The organism is Thalassoglobus sp. JC818 (genome assembly GCF_040717535.1).
In the GTDB taxonomy this organism is placed as follows: Bacteria; Planctomycetota; Planctomycetia; order Planctomycetales; family Planctomycetaceae; genus Thalassoglobus.
On record NZ_JBFEFI010000003.1, the window covers coordinates 481,815 to 505,864 of the forward strand.

Sequence of the window (24,050 nt, forward strand, 5' to 3'; positions counted from 1 at the left end):
TGTTACAAGCGTTATTTGCTTGGTGCGGAGAGACAGTCGAGTGCTGTTGATGCTGAAACGCGGACTTCCGGGAGATCGTACTGAGCCATGTGCATCAGGTCAGGCAGGGCGAACATGGCGTATTCCTGCAGTGCTCCCAGACTCAAAGCAGCGGCTGAACGAACAATGGCTTCCTCGTCGTAGAGTGCCACTCGCAGTGCGATCGCGGCATCTTCTCGATACACACCCGTCATACCAGCAAAGGTGACGGCCGCGAAGTAGCGTTCCTCAACAGCCACACTCGTGAGGGCCTGTTCGAGAACCACGTAAGATTGTGGGTCATGAGGAACAATACTCAGCAGTGCTTCGGCAGCATGAAGTCGTGAAAGTCCGGTACCCTCATCACGAATCTTTGAAAGCCTTTCAACGGCGTCCATCGCTTCCGGACCCATTTTCCCAAGCAGGTACGCGGAGAGTTGAACGACTTGCGGATCGCCTTCGGTCAGCAAGTCTCGAAGCTGATGAACCGTATCCCATGCGTCGCCTTCAAGATCTCGAATTGTCCCGGCAGCATGCGTTCGCACGAGAGGATTCGGATCCTTGAGAAGCTTTCGAACTTCGAGGGATGCGGGCTGTGCTTCAGGGCCTTGCAGGCTGAGCTGGACGAGCCCTGAAATTCTTTCGCCGGCGACTTCGCTAGAAAGCAAAGCAACAACCGGAATCAGTTCCCCGGGAATTGGTTTCGCTGCCACTTGCTCGGTTGGACTGTCTTCTGAGCGTGTCGGAGACCACTTCGGTTGAATGACTGTTGGGTTGAGGTCTGACTCAACGGTCAGCCTTGTCGCAGCGCTGGCTGGTTCATCGACAGTCGGAATTGGTGTCGATGCGACAGCGGCTGTAATTTCTGGAACGGTTTCGGTCGCGGGTGATTCCTCTTCCAGAGTTGAGGCAAGCGTGACTTTTCCAGGGCTTGGTTGCTCGAGTTGCTCAGGCTCTTCAGTTGGTTTCTGAGGAGCTGCCCCTTCCTCGAAGATCGCATCCCACCAGGGAGTTGCAGATGATGCCGATGCATCTGACGAATTGTCTGTTGTTGCAGCAATAGAGTCTTGAGTTGGAGCCCAATCGAATTCTCCAGTCGATTCTGGAGCCTCGTTGGGTGTTATTTCGATTGGTGCTGTTTCAGGAAGCTGCGCAGTTAATGGTTCTGAACTTTCCTCGTTGACAGCGACGTTCACGAAATCCGGGAACGACTCTTGTGGTTGAGGAGTGATCGACGGTTCCGCTGCCACTTGCGGAGTGTCTGGTGATGCACTTGGCTTGTGCTCGAGGTGTTCTTCGAGCAGTGCGAGAAACTCTTGTTGCTGCTCACGTGTCAGTTGAGACTCTTCGAGATCTGCTTCGGCGACTTGGGAATCGGAACTGCCAGCCCAGCCCTGGTTTTCAGCCGGCACAACGACTTTGCTCGCATCGGACTTTGCGATAGCAGGTTCGGTCTTTTTGAGGTCGAGCGGTTGAGGGTAGTTCTCTGCTTTCGCGAGACTCTCATTCAGGAGAGTGATTTTATTGCGGGCGATGGCATTCGTCGGGTCTTCCTCAAGAATCTGTTCGTACAGCTTCTGAGCGACGTCCGTCTTGCCCTTTTGCTCGTACTTTTCGGCAATTTCAAACAGGCGATCGAATCGATCTTCAGCCACTTGAGCTGCCGGCGCAGGAGTCTTGGAAGCCATCCAACTCGGTTTCGATGCGCATCCTGTCGCGGCCAGAAGCACTGGTGCAACCAACAGTAGAGTGTGTGAGATTCGACGCATCCGTAGTCCCCTCAGTGAATCTCCTCGAGTGACGTTCGAGTCGAAACGGCTGATTCCTGCGATTCAATACGGGTTCCCGCGCACCGTCCTTGGTGCACTCCCTATCGGAATTATCGGCGGAATCGCTTCAAGACTGCATCGAATGATTGATTTTGTGCTCCCGTTTCGTTCTTCGTCAGAATTGCTCAAGTTGATTCGTACTCAGCGAGCGTCGAGAAGGGACGTGAGTCGTCACGTTCGGGTTTCATGTGAGGAGTCGGAATCGAGTTTTGCGGGAGCCGTCGGGAGGCTTCTGGTTCGACAGTCTCTTCCGGGCAATCCAGAACCGCTTCGACGAGAGTTCGAAGCACTGCGTGTCGGGTCACCATCCCGATCAGAAGCCCGCTTTCGACAACGGGAACGCGCTGATGAATATGTTCGCGAAGAGTGCATGCCAGTTTCAGAATGTTGTCACCAGGTCGGGCGGTTAGCCTGACCGGAACCATGAGCTCACTGATCGGACGTTCGATGTCGCGTTCGATGATTCGATTCTTCAGGAAGATATAGTCCGGGACGACGCCCATCAGCGCTCCCTCAGAACTGGTGACGTAAACTTCGGGAAGCTGACAGAGAAGAAGAATTTTCTCCGCTCGAAGAGAAGAGGTTTCTGGCAACAGGCTCAGCGGAACCGACTGCATGATCTCTGAGACCGTTTGGGATTCCATAAACTGCTCCACTGCCAAAGTGTCGATGCGGCCCAGCACACAGATCAAAACCCGGAGATGCGAAGTGGACACAGTCGTCAAAAAGCCGCATTCGAGGTCAGTCAGGCGTCTCTTTGTTCTTCGGCACAATCTGCCGGAATCATGATTTGAAAAAACGATCAGGTGCAAACAGATGTGATTTTGACAGAGGTCTGTTGCGGAGTTTACAGAAACGCCGATCGTGCGCTCCCGCGATAGAGCTGAGCGAGGTTTGAGAACTTGCTCATCGATCTTGCCAAGATCGGGAGTTCGGCGGATAATGCCGTTTGGTGACAGAAAGAGTGAACAAGTGGATCTGACAAGCCAAGAAAAGCTGGAAACTCTTCTTCAATCGTCCCGGATTGGGATGATTGGCCTCGTAGTTGCAATTCTGATTCTCGCCGGCCTGATTCACTGGTTGCGGTCGTGGTATCGGGATCGTGATGATCCTGCCGGTGGTCCAAATGAAATCCTCAATCAAATGGAGGAATTGCACTTGGAAGGTGACCTGTCAGAAGAAGAATTCCGATCCATCAAAGGTCAGTTGAAAAGACCACGAGATTAATTCATTGCGAATTGACTCAAAGGACGTCTTGAGACACTCAACCTCACTCTCCCAATCGGGCAGACTGAAGTCGGGAATTTATCTCGAGAAATCGTGTTGAAGCGGCAGCCCATGCGGTGGCCGATTTAACGAACTACCCCTCCCAAGGGTATTTGCCAGGATGGCCATCCAGAATCACAACACCTCTCCGTTGTATCCTGGCAAAAGCGTCTGATTCACTGATCATTTCCGTATCGGTTCACGAAGATCCAAATCAATCCCCAACTCGAAACCAGTCATGGAGGTTGTTTCGAGACCTGCCGATGCTCGAGTCATCGATCGACAGTTGAGAAGGAATGTTGAATGACCTCCAAAGAGTTTACAACCGGCCGAAGCAGTTCGGGCAAGAAGAATGCAAACTGCTCGTTTTGTGGCAAAAGCTATCGGGATGTCGGACCTCTGGTAGAAGGGCCTGGAGATGTCTATATCTGCGGGGAGTGCATTGATTTGTGTCAGTCGATCCTCGATCAGGATCGTCGTCGCCGAGGCGACAGCAAAAAGCTCTTCCAGAAAGTCCCGACGCCTCGCGAAATCGTTTCGCATATGGACCAGTATGTGATCGGTCAGGAACGAGCGAAGCGAACGATGGCTGTCGCTGTCCACAATCACTACAAGCGACTCATGCTTGCCAGTGAAGGTGAGTCCGATGTGGAGATCGAAAAGTCGAACATCCTGTTCATCGGTCCAACCGGTTCCGGTAAGACGCTTCTCGCTCGAACCATCGCACGATTCCTGCAGGTTCCGTTCGCAATTGGAGATGCGACCACGCTGACCGAAGCAGGGTACGTCGGTGAAGATGTTGAAAACCTGTTGCTGAAGCTGCTGCACTCTTCTGATTTCGATATCGAGTCAGCCCAGCGAGGGATTATCTTCATCGACGAGATCGACAAGATTGGGAAGACCAGCCAGAACGTTTCGATCACACGAGACGTCTCCGGTGAAGGTGTCCAACAGTCGTTGTTGAAAATGCTCGAAGGAACTGTTGCGAATGTTCCTCCTCAAGGAGGCCGCAAGCATCCTGAACAGCAATACATTCAAGTCGACACGACGAACGTCCTCTTCATCTGTGGAGGAACTTTTGTCGGCCTTGAAGAGATCGTTGCGAAGCGATTGGGCAAGAAGATGATCGGGTTCGGTCACGATCCTCGTGACATCGAAGATCAGCGACGTGAACTGCTCGCGAAAGTGAACGTCGAGGATGTTCTCGAATTCGGTCTGATTCCTGAACTTCTCGGACGATTGCCAGTTCTCAGCACCTTGCGAACGCTAACTGAAGATGAGTTGATCTCTGTTCTGACCGAACCGAAGAACTCATTGGTGAATCAGTACACCAAGCTGTTTGAGATGGAAGGAGCAACCCTCGAATTCCAGACGAACGCTCTTCGCGAAATCGCCAAAGTCGCTCGAGCCAAAGAGACTGGAGCACGCGGACTGCGAAGCGTGATCGAAGAAGTAATGTTCGAAATCATGTTCGAACTGCCTGATCAGGAACGCGGTCGACATTACGAAATCACTCCGGAGATCGTCCGAGGAGAGAAATCATTGTTCCCTCGCGACGAATCAGCCGCAGCCTGACTTTTTCAAATTCATCCGGTGATCAACCGGACCTAATATGAAACGACCGAACAGGTGATCTTCCTATGGGAAGATCACCTGTTTTTTTATTGTTAGCCATCAGTGAACTGAAATCGGGTGATGTCGATGTGACAGGCAGATGAAGCGTTTGTGAATGTCGAAAAATCAGTCTCGCTGTCATTCGGACAAATGAGATAGACTCCCCGCGAATTCAATAAATCACCGCATCTCAGGAGGGAAACGGTCTCCATTTCGTGGAGTGAACCGTTCGAAACTGGTGCGGAGTAAGTTTTTACGCTTTGATGATGTGGCAGAAGGATCTGCCTGGAATGATGAAATCGCAAGCGGCGGAGTCTCAACAGCTGACGTTTGTCCACCACCTTGGGCAGGCGGTCGTGGGTCTTGTGGCCCTCGCTGGGGACTTAACACTGTTTGGGCTGCGGATGGCATCCTGGATTATTCCAGGTTGGCCGCGTGGAAACGTCTTGTGGCCGATCATGTATCAGATCGGCGTGCTGAGTCTTCCGGTGATTCTGATTACCGGTGGCTTCATCGGGATGGTGCTTTCCGTTCAAGCGTACGAGCAGTTCGCGTTGATGCATATGGAAAGCCAATTGGGCACGGTTGTTAATGTCACGCTGCTGAAAGAGCTGGGACCCGTTCTGGCTGCGGTGATGTTGGCCGGGCGTGTAGGCAGTGCGATGGCTGCGCAACTGGGCACGATGCGAGTCACAGAACAGATTGATGCACTGACCGCTCTCGGAGCGAATCCGGTGGCTTACCTTGTCGTTCCACGTTTTCTGGCCTGCTTTCTTCTGATTCCTTTGCTGACCCTGTTTGCGGATGGCATAGGAGTCTTGTCCGGTTGGTGGTTCAGTACTCAGGTTCTGGATGTAGAGAGCTTTTACTACTGGCATCACTCTCGTCGATTCGTCACTTCTTACGACCTGCTCAGCGGGATTTTGAAGAGTGTCTTTTTCGGGACAGCCATTTCGCTCATCGCTTGCCATCGCGGTTTTCACAGTCGCGCCGGGGCTGAAGGTGTGGGGCAGGCAGCGACCGAAGCCTTTGTTTATTCATTCGTCGTGATTCTCGGGATCGACTTTCTCCTGGGTTACCTGTTGATGGAACTTTATCCAATCCTCTGGAAGTAAATACCAACTCGATTTTCTGTTATGTCGTCACTCATTGAATTTCAGAATGTCTCACGCCAATTCGGCACGCAACACGTGCTGCGAGATATCACTTTGTCTGTCGAGACAGGGAAAACGCTCGTCCTCATTGGAGAATCGGGGTGCGGCAAGAGTGTGACGATGAAGCTGATGATGAATCTGCTTCCCCCCAGTAGCGGGACCGTTCTCTGGGACGGTCGACCTGTGAAAGACCGGACTGAAAAAGAGATCGTCCGGGAGCGTTTGCGATTCGGCTACCTTTTTCAGGGAGCTGCCTTGTTCGACAGTTTGACGGTCTTCGAAAACGTTGCGTTCGGCCTTCGACAGAATCGCCGACTGCATCCGAAACAAATCTCCCAAACCGTTCGCGAACGGCTCCGCGATGTCGGACTTGATCCGGCAATCGTTGTTGATAAGAAACCGGCTGAGCTCTCCGGCGGGATGAGGAAACGCGTCGGCCTGGCCCGAGCACTCGCGATGGACCCGGAAGTCATGCTCTACGACGAGCCCACGACCGGGCTCGACCCGATCATGAGTGACGTCATTAATGAACTTATTTTGCGGACTCGCGAACGATGCAATGTCACGAGCATCGTTGTGACTCATGATATGAACACCGTCCAAAAAGTCGCTGACCGAGTGGTGATGTTCTATCCGCTGGCCCGTCTCAATCCGGAAGATCCGCAGATCATTTTCGACGGGACAGCTGAGGAAGCCTTTGAGTGCCACGATTCACGCGTCTCACAATTTGTCCGTGGTGAAGCTGGTGAACGGCTTCAGGAACTTGCCATTGGGTAAGACATCATGAATTGCAGTGAGCAGCAATTCGACTGAGCGAACACAGTAGCAAACATTTTGAATTGACGATCGGCGAGATCTTCAGATCCAGAACAACGGACTCGACTCTCGCCTCACGAAACTGAATCAGACCTGTCTGAACCAATCATCTCCAACTGATCGTAGTCACATGTCCGAACGACAATTGCAATTTCGAGTCGGCCTGTTCGTCTTAACGTCGATGGTCATCGGTGCCGTGCTGATTCTTCAGTTTGGTGACATCAAAGATTATTGGAAGAAGACCTATTCGCTGGCGATCCATTTTGATGATGCCCCCGGACTTTATCCCGGCAGCCCGGTGAAGCAGAACGGGCTCGGAATCGGAGTCGTTCGCAGCGTTGTTCTCGACGAGGTTCACGGCGGGGTGTTAGTTGTCGTCGACATCGTCGAAGAGCACGTCATTCGTGTCGATGCGGAAGCTTCTCTGGTGCAGTCCTTGCTCGGCGACGCCAAGATTGAGTTTTCCTCGGGACGCGCAGGTGAGACGATTCCGCCGAACTCCAGAATCGATGGAATTGCTCCGGCAGATCCGATGCAGATCGTGCAGCGAATGGAATCGACAGTGACACAATCTTTGGTCTCTTTCACTGACACGAGTCAGGAGTGGCAGAAGGTCGCGGTCAATCTCAACAACTTGATGGAAACCCGCGAGGGTGACCTCGATAGTGTGATTGAGCGAACAGCACTCGCTCTGGACTCATTCACGAAAACGATGAATTCAGCTACGAAGACTTTCGATGAAGTTGGAACAACATTGACGCAGGCGGGTTCCACTCTTGAAACGGCAACAGCAGCCATTTCCAACGCGAATAGCTTTATCGCTGACCCACAGCTTCAAGCCGATCTACGGAGAACAGCAGCAGCTCTCCCAGTCATCGCTGAAGAGACCCGGCTTACGATTTCAACCGCGAGAGATTCGATCGTTCGACTGAGTAAGAACATGGACGAAATTCACTCTGCCACTGCTCCACTTGCTGAACAAAGTGATTTGATCGTGAACAAACTCTCCGGAAGTTTGATTCAACTCGAATCGCTTTTGACAGAGATGAATCAGTTCGCACAACTGATGAATGACGAAAACGGTTCTGTGAAACGTCTTGCTGCCGATCCGGAGCTGTATCAAAACCTCAATCGTTCCGCAGCTTCGTTGAGCGTATTGCTTGAGAACCTGAATCCCATTCTGAACGACATGCGCGTCTTCAGCGACAAAGTCGCGCGTCATCCTGAGATTCTCGGAATCCGCGGTGCGGTGAAAGGAAGCTCTGGCTTAAAAGACTCCGCCGAGATCGAACAAACCGGTGGGTTCTTTCGAAAGTAGGAGAACTCTTCCGAACGCTCCGGAGTTCAACGCGAAACTATCAGCCGAGATTGTCGCTGACACGCTGCAAAAGAAACTCGTTGCAGCCCAGTCGCTTCGTCGCTTTCACGGAAACGACCTTGAAACCTCTCTGCTCGTAAAATTCCGAGATTGCTTCCACCGAAGCAACTTCAAACGGATAGCCGCCCAGCCAGTCTCGCCAGTCATGGACGATCGACATCCCGCGGTTTCTCCGGTACTCGCGAAACGCATTCTTGCGTCGGATGATGCTGACTAGGATCGTGCGGATGAAGAAGTATGGGAAAAAGACTCCCTCTATCGCATACCGTCCGAGAGTTCCGGAGCAGTAAATCTGCTTCACTTTTCTCCACATATCGGACTGCCAACCTTGGTCATTGTAGATCGCGATCGCGAGGAGTCCGTCCACTCGTGTGCGTGAGATGACGTTTTCCAACGCTCGCCACATCTCCCCGGTGTGATGCAAAACTCCCCACGAATAGACGAAATCGAATTGTCCGAGATTGGACAAGTAATCGGAGTCCAGAACCGATCCCGCCTCGACGATCCATTGGTCATCATTGGGGAAATAGCGATCCTTCAGCGATTGCGTGCAGGTGACCGAGTTCGGGTCGAAATCGAAGGAATGCACCGTCGCTCCGAGCCTGCGGGCGCAGAGCGAAAAGAGTCCGCTGCCTGATCCCACATCGAGAAATGTGCGGTTTTCGAGTGTCTGGACCTGCAGCAAATCCCGCAACGACTGTTCCGCGATTTCGATGCGATTTTCATCGAGGCTGCTGAGAAATTCCGCCCAGTTCTTGCCGAATGCAAACCGGCGGCCCTGATCGATCTCCTCCTGAGCAGCAGCGTGCGTCGGGGATGATTCTTTCGCGACATTCATTAAGCAGTGACGTTCCTGAAGTGATTCTGCGGGAAATGAGAAGCGATTTTAGGGAATTCGATGCCGACTTTCTTGTTGCATGATATCAACACAAACTGAACTCTTGGAGAGTGTTTGCAAGTCGAGCGAAGCTTGGCTACGGTGTCGAATTCTAGGTAAAGCACACTCTCGTTGAGGAATCGATCCATGAGCGACTATCCCCGTCGGGCGCTCGTTTCAGTCAGTGACAAAACCGGTCTTGGCCCATTCGCCAAAGGCTTGGCGGATCTCGGCTTCGAGATTCTATCGACCGGTGGAACGGCTCGCTTTCTCAAGGAACAGGGTCTTCAAGTGATCGATGTTTCGGAATACACCGAGTTTCCGGAAATCATGGGAGGACGGGTCAAAACACTTCATCCACGTGTGCACGGAGCGATTCTCGGACGCCCGGATCTTCCCGATGACGCAGCAGCTATTCAAGCACACGGCATTGTCCCGTTCGAACTAGTCGTTGTGAATCTGTATCCGTTTGAGCAGACCATCGCCAAGCCTGACGTTTCGATTCCGGAAGCCATCGAGCAGATTGACATCGGCGGCCCAAGCATGGTCCGATCTTCCGCAAAGAATCATGCATACGTCGGGATTGTCACCGATCCAGAACAATACGAGCCAGTTCTGAACGCACTGCAGGACGGCAGCCTTCCGCCCGAATTGCGGCGAAAACTGGCAGCTTCCGCCTTCGAATCGACGGCTCGTTACGACCGGGCGATTTCAGACTACTTCGCATCTCTTGAAGATGACTCATCGGAGTTTCCGGAATCGCTCTCGCTGCAATTCGAGAAGAAGAGCGATCTTCGATATGGAGAAAATCCTCATCAGTCGGCAGCGGTTTACCTCGAATCGAAACCACCAGCTGCTTCGATCGCTTCGTCCGTGCAGCTTCACGGAAAAGAGTTGTCCTACAACAACTACTTGGACCTCGATGCCGCCCTCTCGATTGCACTCGAATTCGAGCAACCTGCTTCGGTCGTGATCAAACACACGAATCCATGTGGATGTGCAGTGGGAGAAAACCTCGCCTCTGCGTTCGACAAAGCCTACGCTGGCGATCCCGTCAGTGCGTTCGGTTCGATCATCGGATTCAACCGCGAACTCGACTTGGCAACCGCAGAAATGTTGGCAGAGCCGGGAAGATTTATCGAAGCTATCATCGCTCCGGGATATTCGCCAGAAGCATTAGAAGTGCTTCGCACCAAGCCGAAGTGGAAAAACAATGTTCGTATTCTGGCGTGCGAAGGATTCCAGGAACCGTCGCCTGTCAGCCACGACTACCGACGGCTGACTGGCGGACTTCTGGTTCAACAACGTGATGACCGTCCCGACCCACCGGAAGACGAGCGAGTTGTGACCGACCGAGCCCCCACCGAACAGGAATTGGTGGACCTCCGCTTCTCCTGGAAAGTCTGTAAGCACGTAAAGTCGAACGCGATTGTTCTCGCGAATCAAGGCATGATTGTCGGAGTCGGTGCAGGGCAGATGAGTCGGCTCGATTCATCGATGATTGCTGCTCACAAGGCTGGCGAACGCAGCCAGGGAGCGGTTGTCGCTTCGGATGCATTCTTCCCGTTCCGTGACGGAGTTGATGAAGCTGCCAAAGCTGGGGTGACGGCAGTCATTCAACCGGGGGGCTCACGCAATGATGAGCAAGTCATCGAAGCCTGCAATGAACACGGCATGGCGATGATCTTCACCGGTCACCGACACTTCAAGCACTAAGTCACCTTCGCGATTTCTCAGAGCTGACTCAACCTTGTGGGCTGCGAGTTGTGGTGCAGTCCACGCATGCAGACGCTTCAGTCGAGACGATCCTGCGGGGCATCTTCGTTCATCAAGTGGTCCTCAATCTGTTCGGGAGAGAGGTCTTCGACCACCATGTACTCGCCGGTCATCCAGCGGTTCAGATCGACGTATTTACATCGTTGACTGCAAAACGGAAACAGTGCAGAGTCTCCATCGATTTCAACGGGAAGGTCGTTCTTGCAGATGGGGCAGGTCAGGCGGGAAATCATTGGCTCAAATCTTGTGTCGCTGAAAGTTTGCCAGGCTCGTTGTGGTTCATCACATCTTCTATGTGACGAACTCTTTGGCAATGCGTCAACCACTTCATTCTGGATTTCTTTGAAATCAATCGACGAACGAATTCTGCTTTCACATTGAGTTTCGAGGTCAAACCTCTGATACTCATGTCAGCCGAATTGGCGTCCCTCCAAAGATGAAGTGATCCGACAATTGTGTGCTGCTCACAATTTCGATCGACTTGCCGTGTGTTTCCTACCCCACAGCCAGTGATTATCGAAACGTCTTCTTCGAATGCGTTCAATCGCTGCGATCTTCTTGAATCAGGAGAAACCATGAATCGAGATAGATTGATGGAGCCCCATCATTCTCGTCGGGCATTCTTAAAAGACTTGTCGATCACATCTTGTGCATTCGGACTTTCGAGCCTGAGTTCTATCTGGGCTGATGAACAATCAAGCACGAGTGTTGATGGCGACGAACTCAATTCGACCGTGGATTGTCATCTCCACATCAATCACTTCGATCGCACGATTGAACAAACCATTCAGCACATGGATGCAACGGGAACAGCCAAAGCCTTCGTGCTTCCTCTGGAGACTGGAGAAGGGGGCGTCCTGCTTCGATCGGAAACAGTCCTGCATGCCTATCATTTGTACCCCGAACGGATCATCCCTTTTTGCCAGACGGACATTCGCAGCCCGGACTGCATTGAGCGATTGAGTGCCTACCGACAACTCGGCTGCAAAGGAATTGGCGAGCAGAAAGAACACGTTCCTCTCAACGACAAACGGCTCGAAGCAGTCATTGAATTTTGTGATGAGCACAACTGGCCGATCACAATTCACTTTCAGGACGGCGCAGGAGGTTTTAACCAGGGGATGGCAGATCACCTGGAATACTACCTAAAGAAATATCAAACCGTTCGAATCATCGGCCATGCTCAAACCTGGTGGGCAAACATCAGCGCAGATGTTCCTGATCCGGATAAGACTCTTTATCCCAAGGGACCAGTCGTTCCTGGTGGATTGCTCGATCAGCTTTTGGGTGAATATCCCAATCTCTATGCGGATATGTCAGCTGGCAGCGGATTTAATGCTTTAAGTCGCGATCAAGACTTTACAGCCGGGTTTATAGAACGCAACTCGAAGCAACTTCTTTTCGGAAGTGACTGCCCGTGTTACGACGGGAAGGGGCAAGCGTTCAAAGGGATGTGCTACAGCACACAGTTGCAGGGCTTCCTGAAGAGTCTTGTGTCAGACGATAGCGTTTTAAGTGATCTCTTTTCACAGAACGCCTTGCGAGCGCTCGAAGGCCGACCATCACGTGATCAGTAAGGAAGTTTGATGAAGTTGCTTGTTTGGCAGGTGTTCGTCGTTGGCGTTCTGCTCAATAACGTCTTTACGCTTCAATTTGCAAATGCTCAGGAAAAAGTGCTGCTTCGCAATCCACTCACGATGGAATCCAGAGACGCAGTTAGAGTCATTGGCTCGACGGAAGAGTGGAAGGCCAGGCGGGAGGAAATTCTCATCAATATGCAGAAGGTGATGGGAGAACTCCCGGACCGGCAGCAGTTGGGCGAACTCGAAGTTCAGTACGAAGAAATCCTGAAAGGAGATGGTTTTCGACGCCAAACCGTGCAGCTGAAAGTCGAGCCCAACGATTTTCTCAAAGCTGACCTCTACATTCCAGATGCTGCCTTAACTGAAGAGTCAGGTCAGGCTGACAAAGATGTACACGGGCAGTTCCCGGCTGTTTTGGCACTTCATCCAACCGGGCCGCTTGGCAAAAGGATTGTCGCTGGGGAGGGGCCGCGGCCGAACCGGCAATACGCTGTTGAATTAGCCCAGCGAGGTTATGTTGTTCTCGCTCCGGATTATCCTTCGTTCGGGGATTCTAACTACGATTTCAATTCGGATGATTATATCTCGGGTACGATGAAGGGGGTCGTCAACCATCAGCGGTGTGTTGATTTTCTAGTTGATCAAGTTCCGCAAGTCGACGAGAACCGTATTGGTGTGATCGGGCACTCATTAGGCGGACACAACGCAATCTTTGTGGCAGCTTTCGATGAGCGGATTCAAGCGGTCGTGACAAGCTGTGGCTGGACTCCTTTCCCGTACTATAAAGGTGGAGACTTAACAGGCTGGACAAGTGATCGGTATATGCCCCTGATACAGACCAAGTATCATGGCGATTCATCGCTTGTTCCGTTTGATCTACAAGAGTCGATCGCTGCGATTGCTCCTCGGGCCTTCTTTTCGAGCAGTCCATTGGCGGACGACAACTTCGCTGTGGAAGGTGTGAAAGCTTCGGTTCCGTTGATACTCGGTGTGTATTCCATGTTCGATGCGACGGATCAAGTTGTGATTCGTTATCCCGAGTGCGATCACGATTTCCCGACGGAAACTCGTCAGGAAGCTTACGAGTTTTTGGATCGAGAACTGAGTCACACTCCTCTTCGCGGCATCGACTATGCGGCAGAGCTTCCGCGTATTCCCGGAAAGAATCCGGAAGAAGCTTTGGATAGCTTGGAAGTGATCGATGGGTTTCGAATTGAGCAAGTCGCGACCGAACCATTAGTGACCGATCCTGTCGCGATGTCGTTTGACGGAGACGGCCGGTTGTTCGTCGTTGAAATGCGAGACTACTCAGAGCAGGAGCATGAACAACTCGGTCGAGTGGTCGTGCTGACCGACACCGATGAAGATGGCATCTTCGATGAGAGTTCGGTCTTCGCAGAGCAACTCTCCTGGCCAACTGCGATTATTTGCTCGAACGGTGGAGTCTTCGTGGGAGCAGCACCGGATATTCTGTTTCTCAAAGATCATGACAATGATGGTCAAGCTGATGAGCGTCGAGTTGTCTTCACTGGATTCGGCCGCTCGAATGTTCAGGGGCTTGTGAATTCGTTCCGATGGGGGCTCGATAACCGCATCCACGGAGCGACGAGTTCGTCCGGTGGAATTGTGAAACGAGCTGGTGATGCTGATGATGCCGGAATTCAGCTCCGAGGGCGTGACTTTTCCTTCGACCCATTGAAGCTTGACCTGCGAGCTGAAAGTGGAGGGGCGCAACACGGAATGAGTTTCGACAGTTACGGTCGAAAGTATGTTTGCTCCAACAGCGATCACGCCCAAATGGTGATGTATCAGGACCGGGACATCTCACGAAATCCGGCATATACAACGGTCGGGCCGCGTGTTCGCGTCGCTGATGACGGAGGGCAAGCTCCGGTGTATCGCATCAGTCCTGTCGAGCCTTGGAGAATCGTTCGAACGCGTCTGCGCGTTTCCGGACAAGTCTCCGGACCAGTTGAAGGAGGCGGTCGGCCCGCAGGTTACTTCACCGGAGCGACGGGGATTACTGTTTATCGCGGCGATGCTTGGGGGAAAGACGAACTTGGGACTCTGATCATTGGAGATGTGGGCAGCAACATTGTTCATCGGAAAAAAGTGACCGCCAACGGTCTTTCAATTCAGGCGCAGCGAATCGATCGTGAGCAGGAACTTGTCCGCTCTTCAGATGTTTGGTTCCGGCCGGTGCAGTTTGCAAACGCCCCGGATGGAACGCTCTACATCTTGGATATGTATCGCGAAACGATTGAGCATCCGAAGAGCCTTCCGCCCGAGATTAAGCAACACCTTGACCTAACAAGTGGCCGCGATCGCGGGCGGCTTTATCGAGTTCTTGAAGTTGATGAGAGTTCGGCCCGAGCCGAAGAATCCAAGCGAGCGATTCGTTTGGGGCGTCTTAGTTCTCAGGAGTTGGTTGCTTATCTGGGGCATGCGAACGCCTGGCATCGCGAGACGGCCAGTCGGTTGCTGTTTGAGCGAAATGGTGACGGCGCGATTGCACTCGTTGAAGAGCAGGCGAGTTCAGGTGAAAATGCTTTGGGGCGCATCCATGCGATGTCGTTGCTGGAGAGTCTTGGGGAACTCTCTCCGGAACTGATTTCTCATCTGCTCGAAGATTCTGACCCCAGAGTTCGCGAAGTGACACTTCGCAGAACTCGGTGGAATTCAGAAATTCGTCAACTCGGTGAGCAGCTTACGAAGATGGCCAACGATGAAGATGCCTGGGTTCGCTACGAGTTGGCATTCACCGCTGGACAGCTTGATCAAGATGAGAAGCTTGCGATTCTGCATCAACGCTGTGTTCGAGATGGCAGCGATTCGTGGATGCGTCTTGCTATGGCGAGTTCTCTGAGCCATGGAGCCAAAGAGCTCTTTTCAGAGTTGATCGAGGACAAGCAGTTTCTTGACTGTTCGCATGCACCGGACTGTCTTGGAATGGTGATGGAGATTGTGAGTCGCACGGAATCTCGCGAGTCGATTGAAGAGTGTATCGAGCAGTTCGTTGAGAATGTTGAAGATGGGGGAAGAGTTCAGGAGAAGGTGCTCGAAGTCGTCTTGAAAGCGAACCCATCGCTTCGAGAGAGAGCGAGTGGAGGGGCGATTGACCGGTTGGCGACTCGAGTAGTTTCAATATCGCGGGACGTTGCGTTTGATTCCAATTCGTCGCTTGAAGAACGGATTCAGGCTGTCAGTAATTTGAAGTTGAGTCAAAATTCTGAAGACGCTTCTCGCTTGCTGGAACTGTTAAGCACTTCCGTCCCGATTCGATTGAAGATCGCGATTCTTGAAACGTGTTCCCTGATCGACTCTCAGCAAACCGCCAAAACAATCGTTGGGCACTGGATGGCGTGGAGTCCTGGTTTTCGGCAGCAGGCTGAAGAGGTGCTGTTCCGTGATGCGAGTGGAGTGGGGATTCTCTTCGACGCGATTGACGCTGGCGATGTGTCTCCAGCGACACTCACGAAAGTTCGCTTAGAGTCAGTGATGCGATCCGGTCAATCTGAAGTCGCTGAGCGCGCGAAGGCGATTCTTGAACGAAGTCCTTCATCAAGTCGAGCTCAGGTTATCAGTGATTACTCAGAAGCTCTTGATGCCAGCGGCAATCCAGCTCTCGGGAAAGGGGTGTTTGTTAAGCACTGTGCAACCTGTCATCGCCTCGACGGAGTTGGATTCGAGGTGGGGCCACATCTGGGAGCGATGAAAAACCGTGGAGCTGAAGCCATTCTGCTCAACGTTCTCGATCCGAATCGCGAAGTGAATCCGCAGTTCGTGAATTACCTTGCGATTACCGAACAAGGGCGAACGCATACTGGACTCATCGCTGATGAATCGGCAACAAGCCTCACCTTACGGCGAGCCGAAGGAATCGAAGACCAGATTGCGGTCGACGAAATTGACGAACTCACCAGCACGGGAATGTCGCTGATGCCAGAGGGGCTCGAAAAGGTGATCTCGGTCTCTGAGATGAAAAACCTGATCTCCTATCTGCTCTCAATTCAGTAAGAAGGTCGAAGCAGCCAGCTGAAAAGAGCATGCTCGTGCGAATTGATCTCTGCCGAGTCAGAAGATGTCCGAGTCGGGGTTCCGCGAAGAAGAATGAACCAAAAGAAAACGACCTCGAAAGCTGAGTGAGCTTTCGAGGTCGTTGTTCGTTTGTCTACAGGAGTCACTCGCTTCGAAAGGTGATGACTCGATTCTGCGGATTAGCCTTGAATTGAAGGAACTGCTTTTGGCTCGTCGCCTGAGGCAGGGTCCTGTTTCTGAGGCTGTGAACCGCGTGCTTGCTTGATCGAATTTCCGAGGTAGCTCAGGATGATTCGAATTGATCGGATGCTGTCGTCGTTTCCAGGAATTGGAAGGTCGACAGTATCAGGATCTGAATCGGTATCGATCAGGGCGACGGTTTTGATTCCGAGAATCTTGCACTCGTGAATGCAGTTGTGTTCCTTCGAAGGATCGACAATCACGACTGCTTCCGGCAGGCGGTTCATATCGCGAATCCCGCCGAGGTTGCGTTGAATCTTGTCGAGTTCACGGCGAAGTCGCGACTGCTGCTTTTTCGAGAAGGTTGCCAGCTCACCGCTCTTGTCGAGAGCTTCGAGCTCTTCGAGACGTTTCAGGCGGCTGCGAACAGTACGGAAGTTGGTGAGTGTTCCACCCAACCAGCGTTCTGTGCAGTAAGGCATTCCGCAATCTTCAGCAACTTTGCTGACGATGTCGACGGCTTGTCGCTTTGTTCCGACAAACAGAATCAAGCTGCCCTGAGCAGCGACTTTGTACAGGTATTTCTGCGCCCGAACGAGTCCGCGGATCGTCTCTTTGAGATCGATGATGTGGATGTTGTTCCGCTTCCCATAGATGTATGGGCGCATTTTTGGGTTCCACTTGCTTGTCTTATGACCGAAGTGAACACCAGCTTCCAAAATTTCTTTTACAACAATTTCCGCCACGTGAAAATTCTCCAGTGATTGAGGCGTACTGCGACCGCAGTGGAATCGCGAATCCTAACCTCTTCTACAATTGAAGTCAAACAATGTCAGGTTGCCGATTTGAAACTCTTTGCGGACTGCGTCGGTCGTCGTAAATGTATATTGGGACTTCGGTTCCGGCTGAAAATCCTTCGGATTCTTCCGGGATGATGAAAAAACCATCTGCGCGGGTTGTTGAAGAAAGGATCGAGGCACCACTGATCGCCAACGGTTGAATTTGATCTCCTTTCAGTTGGGCACGGCAGTAATCTGTTCTCCCGAGTGGTGAGGAGACCTTTTTGGAGAGCTTTCCGATCGTGGATGGAAACGGCCAGTCTCGGACGTCGTTGAGCATCTTCCGAATGAAGCGGCCCGCAAAGAAATCGTAAGCACACATGCAAGAGACAGGGTTGCCCGGGAGCAGGAAAATCGTCGTCGACTCGATTTTTCCAATTCCGGTCGGGCTGGAAGGTCTCATTCGAATCCCGTGGATCGGCAGGTCTCCGAGTTCGGCGACGAGTTGCGGGGCATAGTCTTCGGCACCCACGCTCGATCCTCCGCTGATCAAGATAATGTCCGCGCCAGCCTGTTGAAGTGCGGCTCGAATTGAGTCGGGATTGTCGGCGACAAAGTGAACAGATTCGATTTGTCCACCATCGCGGGTGACAGCTCCTCGCAGCAGAAACGAGTTGGCTTCGTAAATCTGGTAATCCGGAAGATCACTTCCCGGCTGAACAAGTTCGTTTCCAGTGACGACAATTCTAACTCGCGGCGGCAGCAGGACAGAGACTTCCGGGATGCCGATTGAAGCGAGGACTGCGACGTCTTGCGGCCGCAGGAATTGTCCTTGCTGAACAACAGCGTCGCCCGCTTTGAGGTCTTCCCCGGTGCGACCGATGTTTTTCATCGGACCCACCGTTGTTGCGACCCGAATCCTATCCTCCGAGACGTCGACGTATTCGATCGGGACAACTGCATCTGCTCCGTCGGGAATGGGAGCCCCGGTCATGATCTGCACGCACTCACCCGAGTTGACTCGAGTCGAGCACGGATTTCCGGGGAAAGAGTTGCCGACGATTCGCATCGTGGTCGGCTGAAAAGTGGTCGCACCGGTCGTGTCGTCAGCGATCACGGCAAACCCGTCCATCGCGGAGCGATCAAAGGGGGGCACGTTGATTGACGAGGTAATTGTCGCGGCTGCCCGACGTGCGTAGGCTAATTCTAGGGGGACCGTTTCTGAAGTTCGCGGCATCGCAACGCTGCGCGAGTCAATCCAGTCCCATGCTTCGGCGACCGAGTTTCTGTCTCGAAATCCCGACATTCTGACGTCACGAAATGGAGGCGGCTGCTGCATGAGTGCTTGCCAGGTCGGGTTTTCTTCAGGAGGTCAGAGTGGTGACGTGTTTCCGGTGTATTGACAATGAATTCGCGGATGGGACGATTGGTCTTTGCGGAGGAACGAATCCCAATCCGGTTTCGGTCGCCAATTTCGATTTCAAACTAACATTGCAGGAAACAAATGTCTGACGATTCGACGTCAAAGAAGCTGATCTTCGATCGATTGATCAATCAGATTGACGCCATCATTTCACATTGCGAAGAGAATCAAAAGCCACTGGAAGTCGATCCAGCCCGGTCTCAATTGTTTGATTTGTTCGTCGAAGCTGAGAAAGCAGGACTTGTCGAAGACGATTCTGAACTCGATCTTTCTGAGCACGGTCTGTGCGCGGAGTTGTCGGCGCGATGGGGGTTGCAGCAGGCTGCTCAGCTTTCTGTGGCGAGTCAGACAAAGCTCGACCAGTCTCAGCTAACGAAAATGCGCAGCTTGTGGTCTGTGATGAGAATGTGGATGGAATGGACCTATGCCTGGTCACGTTGGCCCGAGTTTCATTGACAGCTGAAGATTTTCAGAGCGATGCGAGTTCAATGTGTCAGGATGACGCGTCTGTGTGCATTTTGAGTGTCAAAAAGTTTGTAGTCCGTGGGCCGGTCGAGAAATTTGAATGAGTTTTTTGAAACTTTTCTGGATCGCGGGCGTCGAATTTCTGTGAGGAGTCGACTTTTTCGAGCAGTGCAGCCGAGAATTGACTGAAAGGTCGCTCTCCGCTGCGCATCTCGAGGGGAAATTCTTCACGTGTTCGCGGGATGCGATGAGCATGCACTTTTTGCGGATTTCGTTGTTTCACCTTTGCGGATGATGAACGTTTCGCATAAATTATGATCAATTCATCACTTCGGTTCGTTTCAGAACGTCAATTCAATTTGACATGACATCAGCAATGTGGCATTTCGGATCGAGACGGAACTCTATTCGGTTGAGTTCGGTTTCCTGAGTCGAGTGTTGTGTTGATCGCATGTTTTTGCTCCGCGGGAGTAGTCGGTCATTGGGTGTGAGAGATAGAATTTCCTTCACACATGTCGGATGTGAATCTCGACTTGAGGTTCGCGAAGATTGCGTCGGATCACCGTTAAGTGTGATCAGTACTATTCTGAACTGATCAGGCTATCGGAGTTAGTTATCTTGGAGAGTAATTGAATGGCAGAACCAAAAGCAGCGTGGGGAATTGATATTGGCCAGGCTGGGCTGAAGGCCTTAAAGGTTCGCTATATCGAGAGTGCCAATCAGGTTGTCGCTGAGGCATTCGATTACATTCCCTTCCCGAAGATTCTTTCTCAGCCGGATGCAATTCCTGAAGAAATCGTTCCAGAAGCGATGCAGACGTTTCTGTCTCGTAACGATTTGACCGGCGATCACGTCGGCATCAGTGTTCCCGGACAATCCGCACTGGCGAGATTCATTCAGCTGCCGCCTGTCGAAGCTGGCAAGCTCCACGAGATCGTCAAGTACGAAGCTCGGCAGCAGATCCCCTTCGCCTTGGAAGATGTGATTTGGGATTACCAGCCGCTCGGTGCTGGAGCAGAAGAGGGTGGCTTCCTTCTCGACGCAGAGGTCGGTTTGTTTGCGATGAAGCGCGATCAGGTCTATCAGCACATGCGTCCGTTTACGAACAACAAAGTCGAGCTCGATCTCATTCAGATCGCTCCACTCGCGCTGTACAATTTTGTCAGTGTCGACGAAATGGGGATTCGTTCAGACACTGAAGGTGATGCTGGTGAAGAGCATTACATCGTGCTGGACATGGGCTGTGACAACACCACCTTGATGGTGACCAACGGTTACAACGTGTGGATTCGAAATGTCCCGATCGGCGGAAATCATTTCACGCGAGCGTTGACCAAAGAAATGAAGCTCAGCTTCGCGAAAGCAGAGCACCTGAAATGTAACGCGACGAAGTCACCTGATCCGCGAGCTGTGTTTCAGGCGCTGCGACCAGTTTTCAACGATTACGTTTCCGAAATTCAGCGTTCGATTGGCTACTTCTCGAGCGTGAATCGAACAGCGAAAATCGAGAAAGTCATCGGGCTGGGGAATGGCTTCAAGCTGGCCGGTCTTCAGAAGTTCCTGCAGCAGAACCTGCAGTACGAAGTTGAGCGTCCGGAAACATTCAACGCACTCGCCGGCGATGCTGTGTTGAACTCTCCGATGTTCGCCGAAAATATCCTGAGCTTTGCCGTTCCATACGGTCTCTGCCTGCAGTCGCTGGGTGTCTCACGAATCCAGACGACACTATTGCCGCCTGAGATTACTCAGGCTCGCATGATTCGAAAGAAGAAGCCATGGGCAGTCGCGACCGCAGCGACAATGCTGCTGGGCTTCTCACTGGCTACCGTCGGGAATGCCGTCTCGTATCAGACTGTTCATACCGACGAGTTTGCTGACGCTGAAAAGAAGGCCAACGATTTCAACTCGAAGGTCAACAGCCTGAAATCAAGCTACGACTCGGAAGTTGGTCGTTATACCGCCACAGGCGAGCGACTCACCGGATTGATCGACGGTCGTCGTGATGTTCAATGGTTGGAACTCTACGACGCAGTGATCGATTGCCTTCCACGTGATGAAGGTGAAGAGCCGGACGCAATCGAACTGAGAAATCAGATTTCGCTCATTGAGTTCAGTACCGACCGTGTGGCGGATGTCGCAACCTGGTACGCCGGACTGACGGGACCGCAGAAGTCGATGATCCCGGCTGACCAGCGTGAAACCGGTCCTAGTGGCGAAGGATATATCGTCACTCTCAAAGGGATGCACTGGCATCACGACGAGAACGATCCGGTTCGCGGACGATCTGTCAACTACATCCGACATACTCTGCTCAAGAATCTTCATCAGCCAACCATTCAGAGACCTGGTTTCCCTGAACGGGATGTCACTCGGATGGGAATTTCGCACGCGACAGTCATGGACTTCAGTCCGACCAAGAAAATCATTATCGAAGATACTGGAGCCCCACCAACTGAGAACTCACGAGTTCTCGCTGGGGGAAACAATCGCGGGGCAGCAGGTAGCTCTCGCGGCTACGGGGCGACAGGGAGTTATGGACCAAGTGGATACGGAGGTGGTGGTTACGGAACGACATCTCCAATGCCAACAACTGGCCCTGGAGGAACTCCTCGTGAAGGTGTGAAAGAACTCGAACAAACCAACTTCGAGATTCAATTCGCCTGGGTGCCGATTCCACCTGAAGAACGGACAACAGAAGTTGTCGAAGTGGAAGAGGTCATTGAAGACATCCCCGTCGAAGATTTGAGTAGTGATCCGGCTGATCCGGCCGCCACGGAAGAAACAACTGCGACGGAGTAATTGCTCCGCCGTAGAACTGCGGGGCTGTGAATTCGGCGAGCACGATCTTCGTCGAGTTTGAAAGGTTGCCAAAGAAAGCCAGTGAGTCGAATGTGAACAACGATTCCGATCGTTGTTGTGACCCACAGAGGCTCCTGAAAATTGATACAAATTAGACAGTTGTCTGAGACGTGAAACACGTTGGTTTGCGAATCTCAGTTGTCGCCTCAATAAGGTGTTGTCATGGATAAACTCCAACCTCTCATCCGAAATCGATTCTGGATTCTGGGTGCGCTGACGTTGCCATTGGCGATGTACGGGTTCTTCTCTGCGAACGGCGCATTGAAGGCAGCGACCGAGCAGCGGGAATCGACCTTGAAAGGATTGACGATTCCGACCGGAACGAACGACCCGAACGAGGACTACAAAGAGAAGCTCGCGAAGATCAACGCGGAGTACGAGCAGAATGTCGAAAACTCGATCGTCGAGATCTGGAACAAGCAGAAGGAACGGATGACTTGGCCGGCAGTTGTCGCGAACGATGTCCCTCCGATCTTCATGGATCCCGAAGGGTTCGATCTCGATGTGACTGACACTTACAAGCGGCACTACCCACAGCTGATGTTGAAGCTGCAAGAACGCGTCGAACCTGTGATGCCAATTGATCGAAACGCAGCGGGTGGAACAGCGATTGGAGTTCCGTATTCCGGTCGTGGTGGAGCCATGCCCAAAGAAGCGGACGTTCCATGGCAGCAAAAAGTCATCCTCGCAGCCCAGCTTCCAATTGCTCAGTTTGACCGTCTGGCAGCGACATCAGAACAGGTCTGGAATGCTCAAATCGACATCTGGTTGCTCGAACTGCTCTTCGATGCTGTTCGTAAAATGAATGAAGACAAAGACTCGGTGACCGAAGCCGTTCTGCGTCGAATCGACATCCTGAAGTTGTTCGGCGGATCGGGAGAACCGCGTCCAACTGGAGCACCTGCCGGTGCCGGTGGATATGGCGGGTACGACAGCGGCTACGGTGGTGGATATGACAGCGGCTACCCAGGCCCTGGTGGCGGTGGCGGAGGATACGGCGGTGGATACGGATCTGATCGCGGTGGCTCAGGAGCATCGATGTCTGTGAACGTGGCGTTTGATCCCGCTCAAGAATTTGGATCTCCTGCGGACGCGTCCGCTTCCGCGGGATCTGCCAGCATGGGATACGATAGTGGATACGGCGGCGGCTATGACTCTGGTGGTTATGGTGGCGGTTACGGAGGAATGGCAGCCGGTGGCAAACAGCTGAGATACATTGCCGATTCCGAAGACAAGCGAGTTCTCGAACGCGGGTTCTACATGAGCGTCATCATCATGCAGAGCAAGATTCCTGACTTCATCGTCGAACTGGCGAACTCGGAGTGGCCAATTCGTGTGACGCGTTTCCATGTCGGAAAAAATCCTTATTTCTCCGAAGCAGGTGCTGGTTCGTCAATGTACGGAAGCCCCATGGGAATGATGGGCGGATACGGCGGAGAAGGTGACTACGATGGCGGTCAGAGTTACGGCGGTGGCTATGCTGGAAGTTACGGTGGAAGCTACGGCGGTGGATTCGGAAGCCTCGGAGCCGGTGGACAAGCTGCCGGAATTCCGGGAGTCGGAAATCTGAGTTCAAATCTGCCTACCTACGCAACCGCAGCAATGAACCATCCAGATCTCGTTCAGCTTGATCTGTGCGGCGTCATCACGATGTTCAAACAGCCTCAAGAAATCATCGATGCTCTAACAGCTGGTGAAGACGGAGCAATCGTTGACGATACGACAATCTCAACCGACGGGGCAGAAACTGAAGTCATGGAATCGGAGACTGTGACTCCCGAGGCGACTGAAAGTGACTCGTTGGAAATCCCAGCGACAGAGAGTGTCGACCCAGTTGAAATTCCTGCAACGGAATCAGCCGTCGAAGAAGAAACGGTCGAGGCTGAAACAGTTCCGGCTGACGGTACAACTGAGACATCAGACGATGGAACTCCGGCTCCGGAAGAGCCTTAACATCGTTTGGTAAAGTGACCAGTTCCGGGGAACGATTTGAAG

The 24,050-nt window shown here is 52.4% G+C and carries 17 protein-coding genes; 11 read left to right on the forward strand and 6 right to left on the reverse strand.

Annotated features, from left to right (window positions below; genetic code table 11):
* Positions 1 to 11 precede the first annotated feature (11 nt).
* A complete protein-coding gene (locus AB1L42_RS09765) occupies positions 12 to 1,787 on the reverse strand; it encodes a hypothetical protein (RefSeq protein WP_367053888.1) in 1,776 nt (591 codons plus the stop codon).
* A 185-nt stretch (positions 1,788 to 1,972) separates the two neighbouring features.
* Positions 1,973 to 2,491 carry a CBS domain-containing protein gene (locus tag AB1L42_RS09770; protein ID WP_367053891.1) on the reverse strand — a complete coding sequence of 173 codons (519 nt, stop codon included), beginning with the start codon at positions 2,489 to 2,491 and terminating at the stop codon, positions 1,973 to 1,975.
* Between the two features lie 328 nt (positions 2,492 to 2,819).
* Between AB1L42_RS09770 and AB1L42_RS09775 the strand changes: the two genes are divergently transcribed.
* From AB1L42_RS09775 to AB1L42_RS09795, 5 genes are all read left to right on the forward strand, one after another.
* On the forward strand, positions 2,820 to 3,074 hold the full coding sequence (locus tag AB1L42_RS09775) for a hypothetical protein (protein ID WP_367053895.1): 255 nt from the start codon (positions 2,820 to 2,822) through the stop codon (positions 3,072 to 3,074).
* A 342-nt stretch (positions 3,075 to 3,416) separates the two neighbouring features.
* Complete coding sequence (clpX, locus tag AB1L42_RS09780; RefSeq protein ID WP_367053900.1) at positions 3,417 to 4,688, forward strand: ATP-dependent Clp protease ATP-binding subunit ClpX; 1,272 nt, start codon at positions 3,417 to 3,419, stop codon at positions 4,686 to 4,688.
* Positions 4,689 to 5,017: 329 nt separating this feature from the next.
* Positions 5,018 to 5,842, forward strand: coding sequence for an ABC transporter permease (locus AB1L42_RS09785; protein ID WP_367053905.1), 825 nt, complete (start codon positions 5,018 to 5,020; stop codon positions 5,840 to 5,842).
* Positions 5,843 to 5,863: 21 nt separating this feature from the next.
* On the forward strand, positions 5,864 to 6,658 hold the full coding sequence (locus tag AB1L42_RS09790) for an ATP-binding cassette domain-containing protein (protein ID WP_367053910.1): 795 nt from the start codon (positions 5,864 to 5,866) through the stop codon (positions 6,656 to 6,658).
* A gap of 169 nt (positions 6,659 to 6,827) precedes the next feature.
* Complete coding sequence (locus AB1L42_RS09795) at positions 6,828 to 8,015, forward strand: MlaD family protein (protein ID WP_367053915.1); 1,188 nt, start codon at positions 6,828 to 6,830, stop codon at positions 8,013 to 8,015.
* A gap of 40 nt (positions 8,016 to 8,055) precedes the next feature.
* Here the strand turns inward: AB1L42_RS09795 and AB1L42_RS09800 are convergent, their stop codons facing one another.
* On the reverse strand, positions 8,056 to 8,913 hold the full coding sequence (locus tag AB1L42_RS09800) for a class I SAM-dependent methyltransferase (protein WP_367053918.1): 858 nt from the start codon (positions 8,911 to 8,913) through the stop codon (positions 8,056 to 8,058).
* Positions 8,914 to 9,099: 186 nt separating this feature from the next.
* Between AB1L42_RS09800 and purH the strand changes: the two genes are divergently transcribed.
* Positions 9,100 to 10,668, forward strand: a complete 1,569-nt coding sequence (purH, locus tag AB1L42_RS09805; RefSeq protein ID WP_367053921.1) for a bifunctional phosphoribosylaminoimidazolecarboxamide formyltransferase/IMP cyclohydrolase — start codon at positions 9,100 to 9,102, stop codon at positions 10,666 to 10,668.
* Positions 10,669 to 10,745: 77 nt separating this feature from the next.
* Here the strand turns inward: purH and yacG are convergent, their stop codons facing one another.
* Entirely contained in the window at positions 10,746 to 10,961 is a 216-nt protein-coding gene (yacG, locus tag AB1L42_RS09810) for a DNA gyrase inhibitor YacG (protein ID WP_367053924.1), read from the reverse strand.
* A 342-nt stretch (positions 10,962 to 11,303) separates the two neighbouring features.
* Here yacG and AB1L42_RS09815 point away from each other — a divergent pair, with 342 nt between their 5' ends.
* The gene (locus AB1L42_RS09815) at positions 11,304 to 12,305 is read left to right on the forward strand and encodes a hypothetical protein (RefSeq protein WP_367053927.1); all 1,002 of its coding nucleotides are present in this window, start codon (positions 11,304 to 11,306) and stop codon (positions 12,303 to 12,305) included.
* A 9-nt stretch (positions 12,306 to 12,314) separates the two neighbouring features.
* Positions 12,315 to 16,328, forward strand: coding sequence for a PVC-type heme-binding CxxCH protein (locus AB1L42_RS09820; RefSeq protein WP_367053930.1), 4,014 nt, complete (start codon positions 12,315 to 12,317; stop codon positions 16,326 to 16,328).
* Between the two features lie 200 nt (positions 16,329 to 16,528).
* Here the strand turns inward: AB1L42_RS09820 and rpsB are convergent, their stop codons facing one another.
* A complete protein-coding gene (rpsB, locus tag AB1L42_RS09825) occupies positions 16,529 to 17,275 on the reverse strand; it encodes a 30S ribosomal protein S2 (RefSeq protein ID WP_367053933.1) in 747 nt (248 codons plus the stop codon).
* Positions 17,276 to 17,351: 76 nt separating this feature from the next.
* Positions 17,352 to 18,647, reverse strand: a complete 1,296-nt coding sequence (gene glp, locus AB1L42_RS09830; protein ID WP_367053937.1) for a gephyrin-like molybdotransferase Glp — start codon at positions 18,645 to 18,647, stop codon at positions 17,352 to 17,354.
* A gap of 165 nt (positions 18,648 to 18,812) precedes the next feature.
* Between glp and AB1L42_RS09835 the strand changes: the two genes are divergently transcribed.
* The 3 genes from AB1L42_RS09835 (at position 18,813) to AB1L42_RS09845 (ending at position 24,008) form a co-directional block, all read left to right on the forward strand.
* The gene (locus AB1L42_RS09835) at positions 18,813 to 19,187 is read left to right on the forward strand and encodes a hypothetical protein (RefSeq protein ID WP_367053940.1); all 375 of its coding nucleotides are present in this window, start codon (positions 18,813 to 18,815) and stop codon (positions 19,185 to 19,187) included.
* A 642-nt stretch (positions 19,188 to 19,829) separates the two neighbouring features.
* Positions 19,830 to 21,995 (forward strand): type IV pilus assembly protein PilM, encoded by a 2,166-nt coding sequence (gene pilM, locus AB1L42_RS09840; protein ID WP_367053943.1) that lies wholly within the window; start codon positions 19,830 to 19,832, stop codon positions 21,993 to 21,995.
* A 222-nt stretch (positions 21,996 to 22,217) separates the two neighbouring features.
* On the forward strand, positions 22,218 to 24,008 hold the full coding sequence (locus AB1L42_RS09845; protein ID WP_367053947.1) for a hypothetical protein: 1,791 nt from the start codon (positions 22,218 to 22,220) through the stop codon (positions 24,006 to 24,008).
* Positions 24,009 to 24,050: the final 42 nt, after the last annotated feature.

Coding starts and splice junctions, on each gene's coding strand:
- AB1L42_RS09765 (WP_367053888.1), bottom strand. CDS start 1,787: ATGCGTCGAATCTCACACACTCTACTGTTGGTTGCACCAGTGCTTCTG.
- AB1L42_RS09770 (WP_367053891.1), bottom strand. CDS start 2,491: ATGGAATCCCAAACGGTCTCAGAGATCATGCAGTCGGTTCCGCTGAGC.
- clpX (WP_367053900.1), top strand. CDS start 3,417: ATGACCTCCAAAGAGTTTACAACCGGCCGAAGCAGTTCGGGCAAGAAG.
- AB1L42_RS09785 (WP_367053905.1), top strand. CDS start 5,018: ATGATGAAATCGCAAGCGGCGGAGTCTCAACAGCTGACGTTTGTCCAC.
- AB1L42_RS09790 (WP_367053910.1), top strand. CDS start 5,864: ATGTCGTCACTCATTGAATTTCAGAATGTCTCACGCCAATTCGGCACG.
- AB1L42_RS09795 (WP_367053915.1), top strand. CDS start 6,828: ATGTCCGAACGACAATTGCAATTTCGAGTCGGCCTGTTCGTCTTAACG.
- AB1L42_RS09800 (WP_367053918.1), bottom strand. CDS start 8,913: ATGAATGTCGCGAAAGAATCATCCCCGACGCACGCTGCTGCTCAGGAG.
- purH (WP_367053921.1), top strand. CDS start 9,100: ATGAGCGACTATCCCCGTCGGGCGCTCGTTTCAGTCAGTGACAAAACC.
- yacG (WP_367053924.1), bottom strand. CDS start 10,961: ATGATTTCCCGCCTGACCTGCCCCATCTGCAAGAACGACCTTCCCGTT.
- AB1L42_RS09815 (WP_367053927.1), top strand. CDS start 11,304: ATGAATCGAGATAGATTGATGGAGCCCCATCATTCTCGTCGGGCATTC.
- AB1L42_RS09820 (WP_367053930.1), top strand. CDS start 12,315: ATGAAGTTGCTTGTTTGGCAGGTGTTCGTCGTTGGCGTTCTGCTCAAT.
- glp (WP_367053937.1), bottom strand. CDS start 18,647: ATGCAGCAGCCGCCTCCATTTCGTGACGTCAGAATGTCGGGATTTCGA.
- AB1L42_RS09835 (WP_367053940.1), top strand. CDS start 18,813: ATGTCTGACGATTCGACGTCAAAGAAGCTGATCTTCGATCGATTGATC.
- pilM (WP_367053943.1), top strand. CDS start 19,830: ATGGCAGAACCAAAAGCAGCGTGGGGAATTGATATTGGCCAGGCTGGG.
- AB1L42_RS09845 (WP_367053947.1), top strand. CDS start 22,218: ATGGATAAACTCCAACCTCTCATCCGAAATCGATTCTGGATTCTGGGT.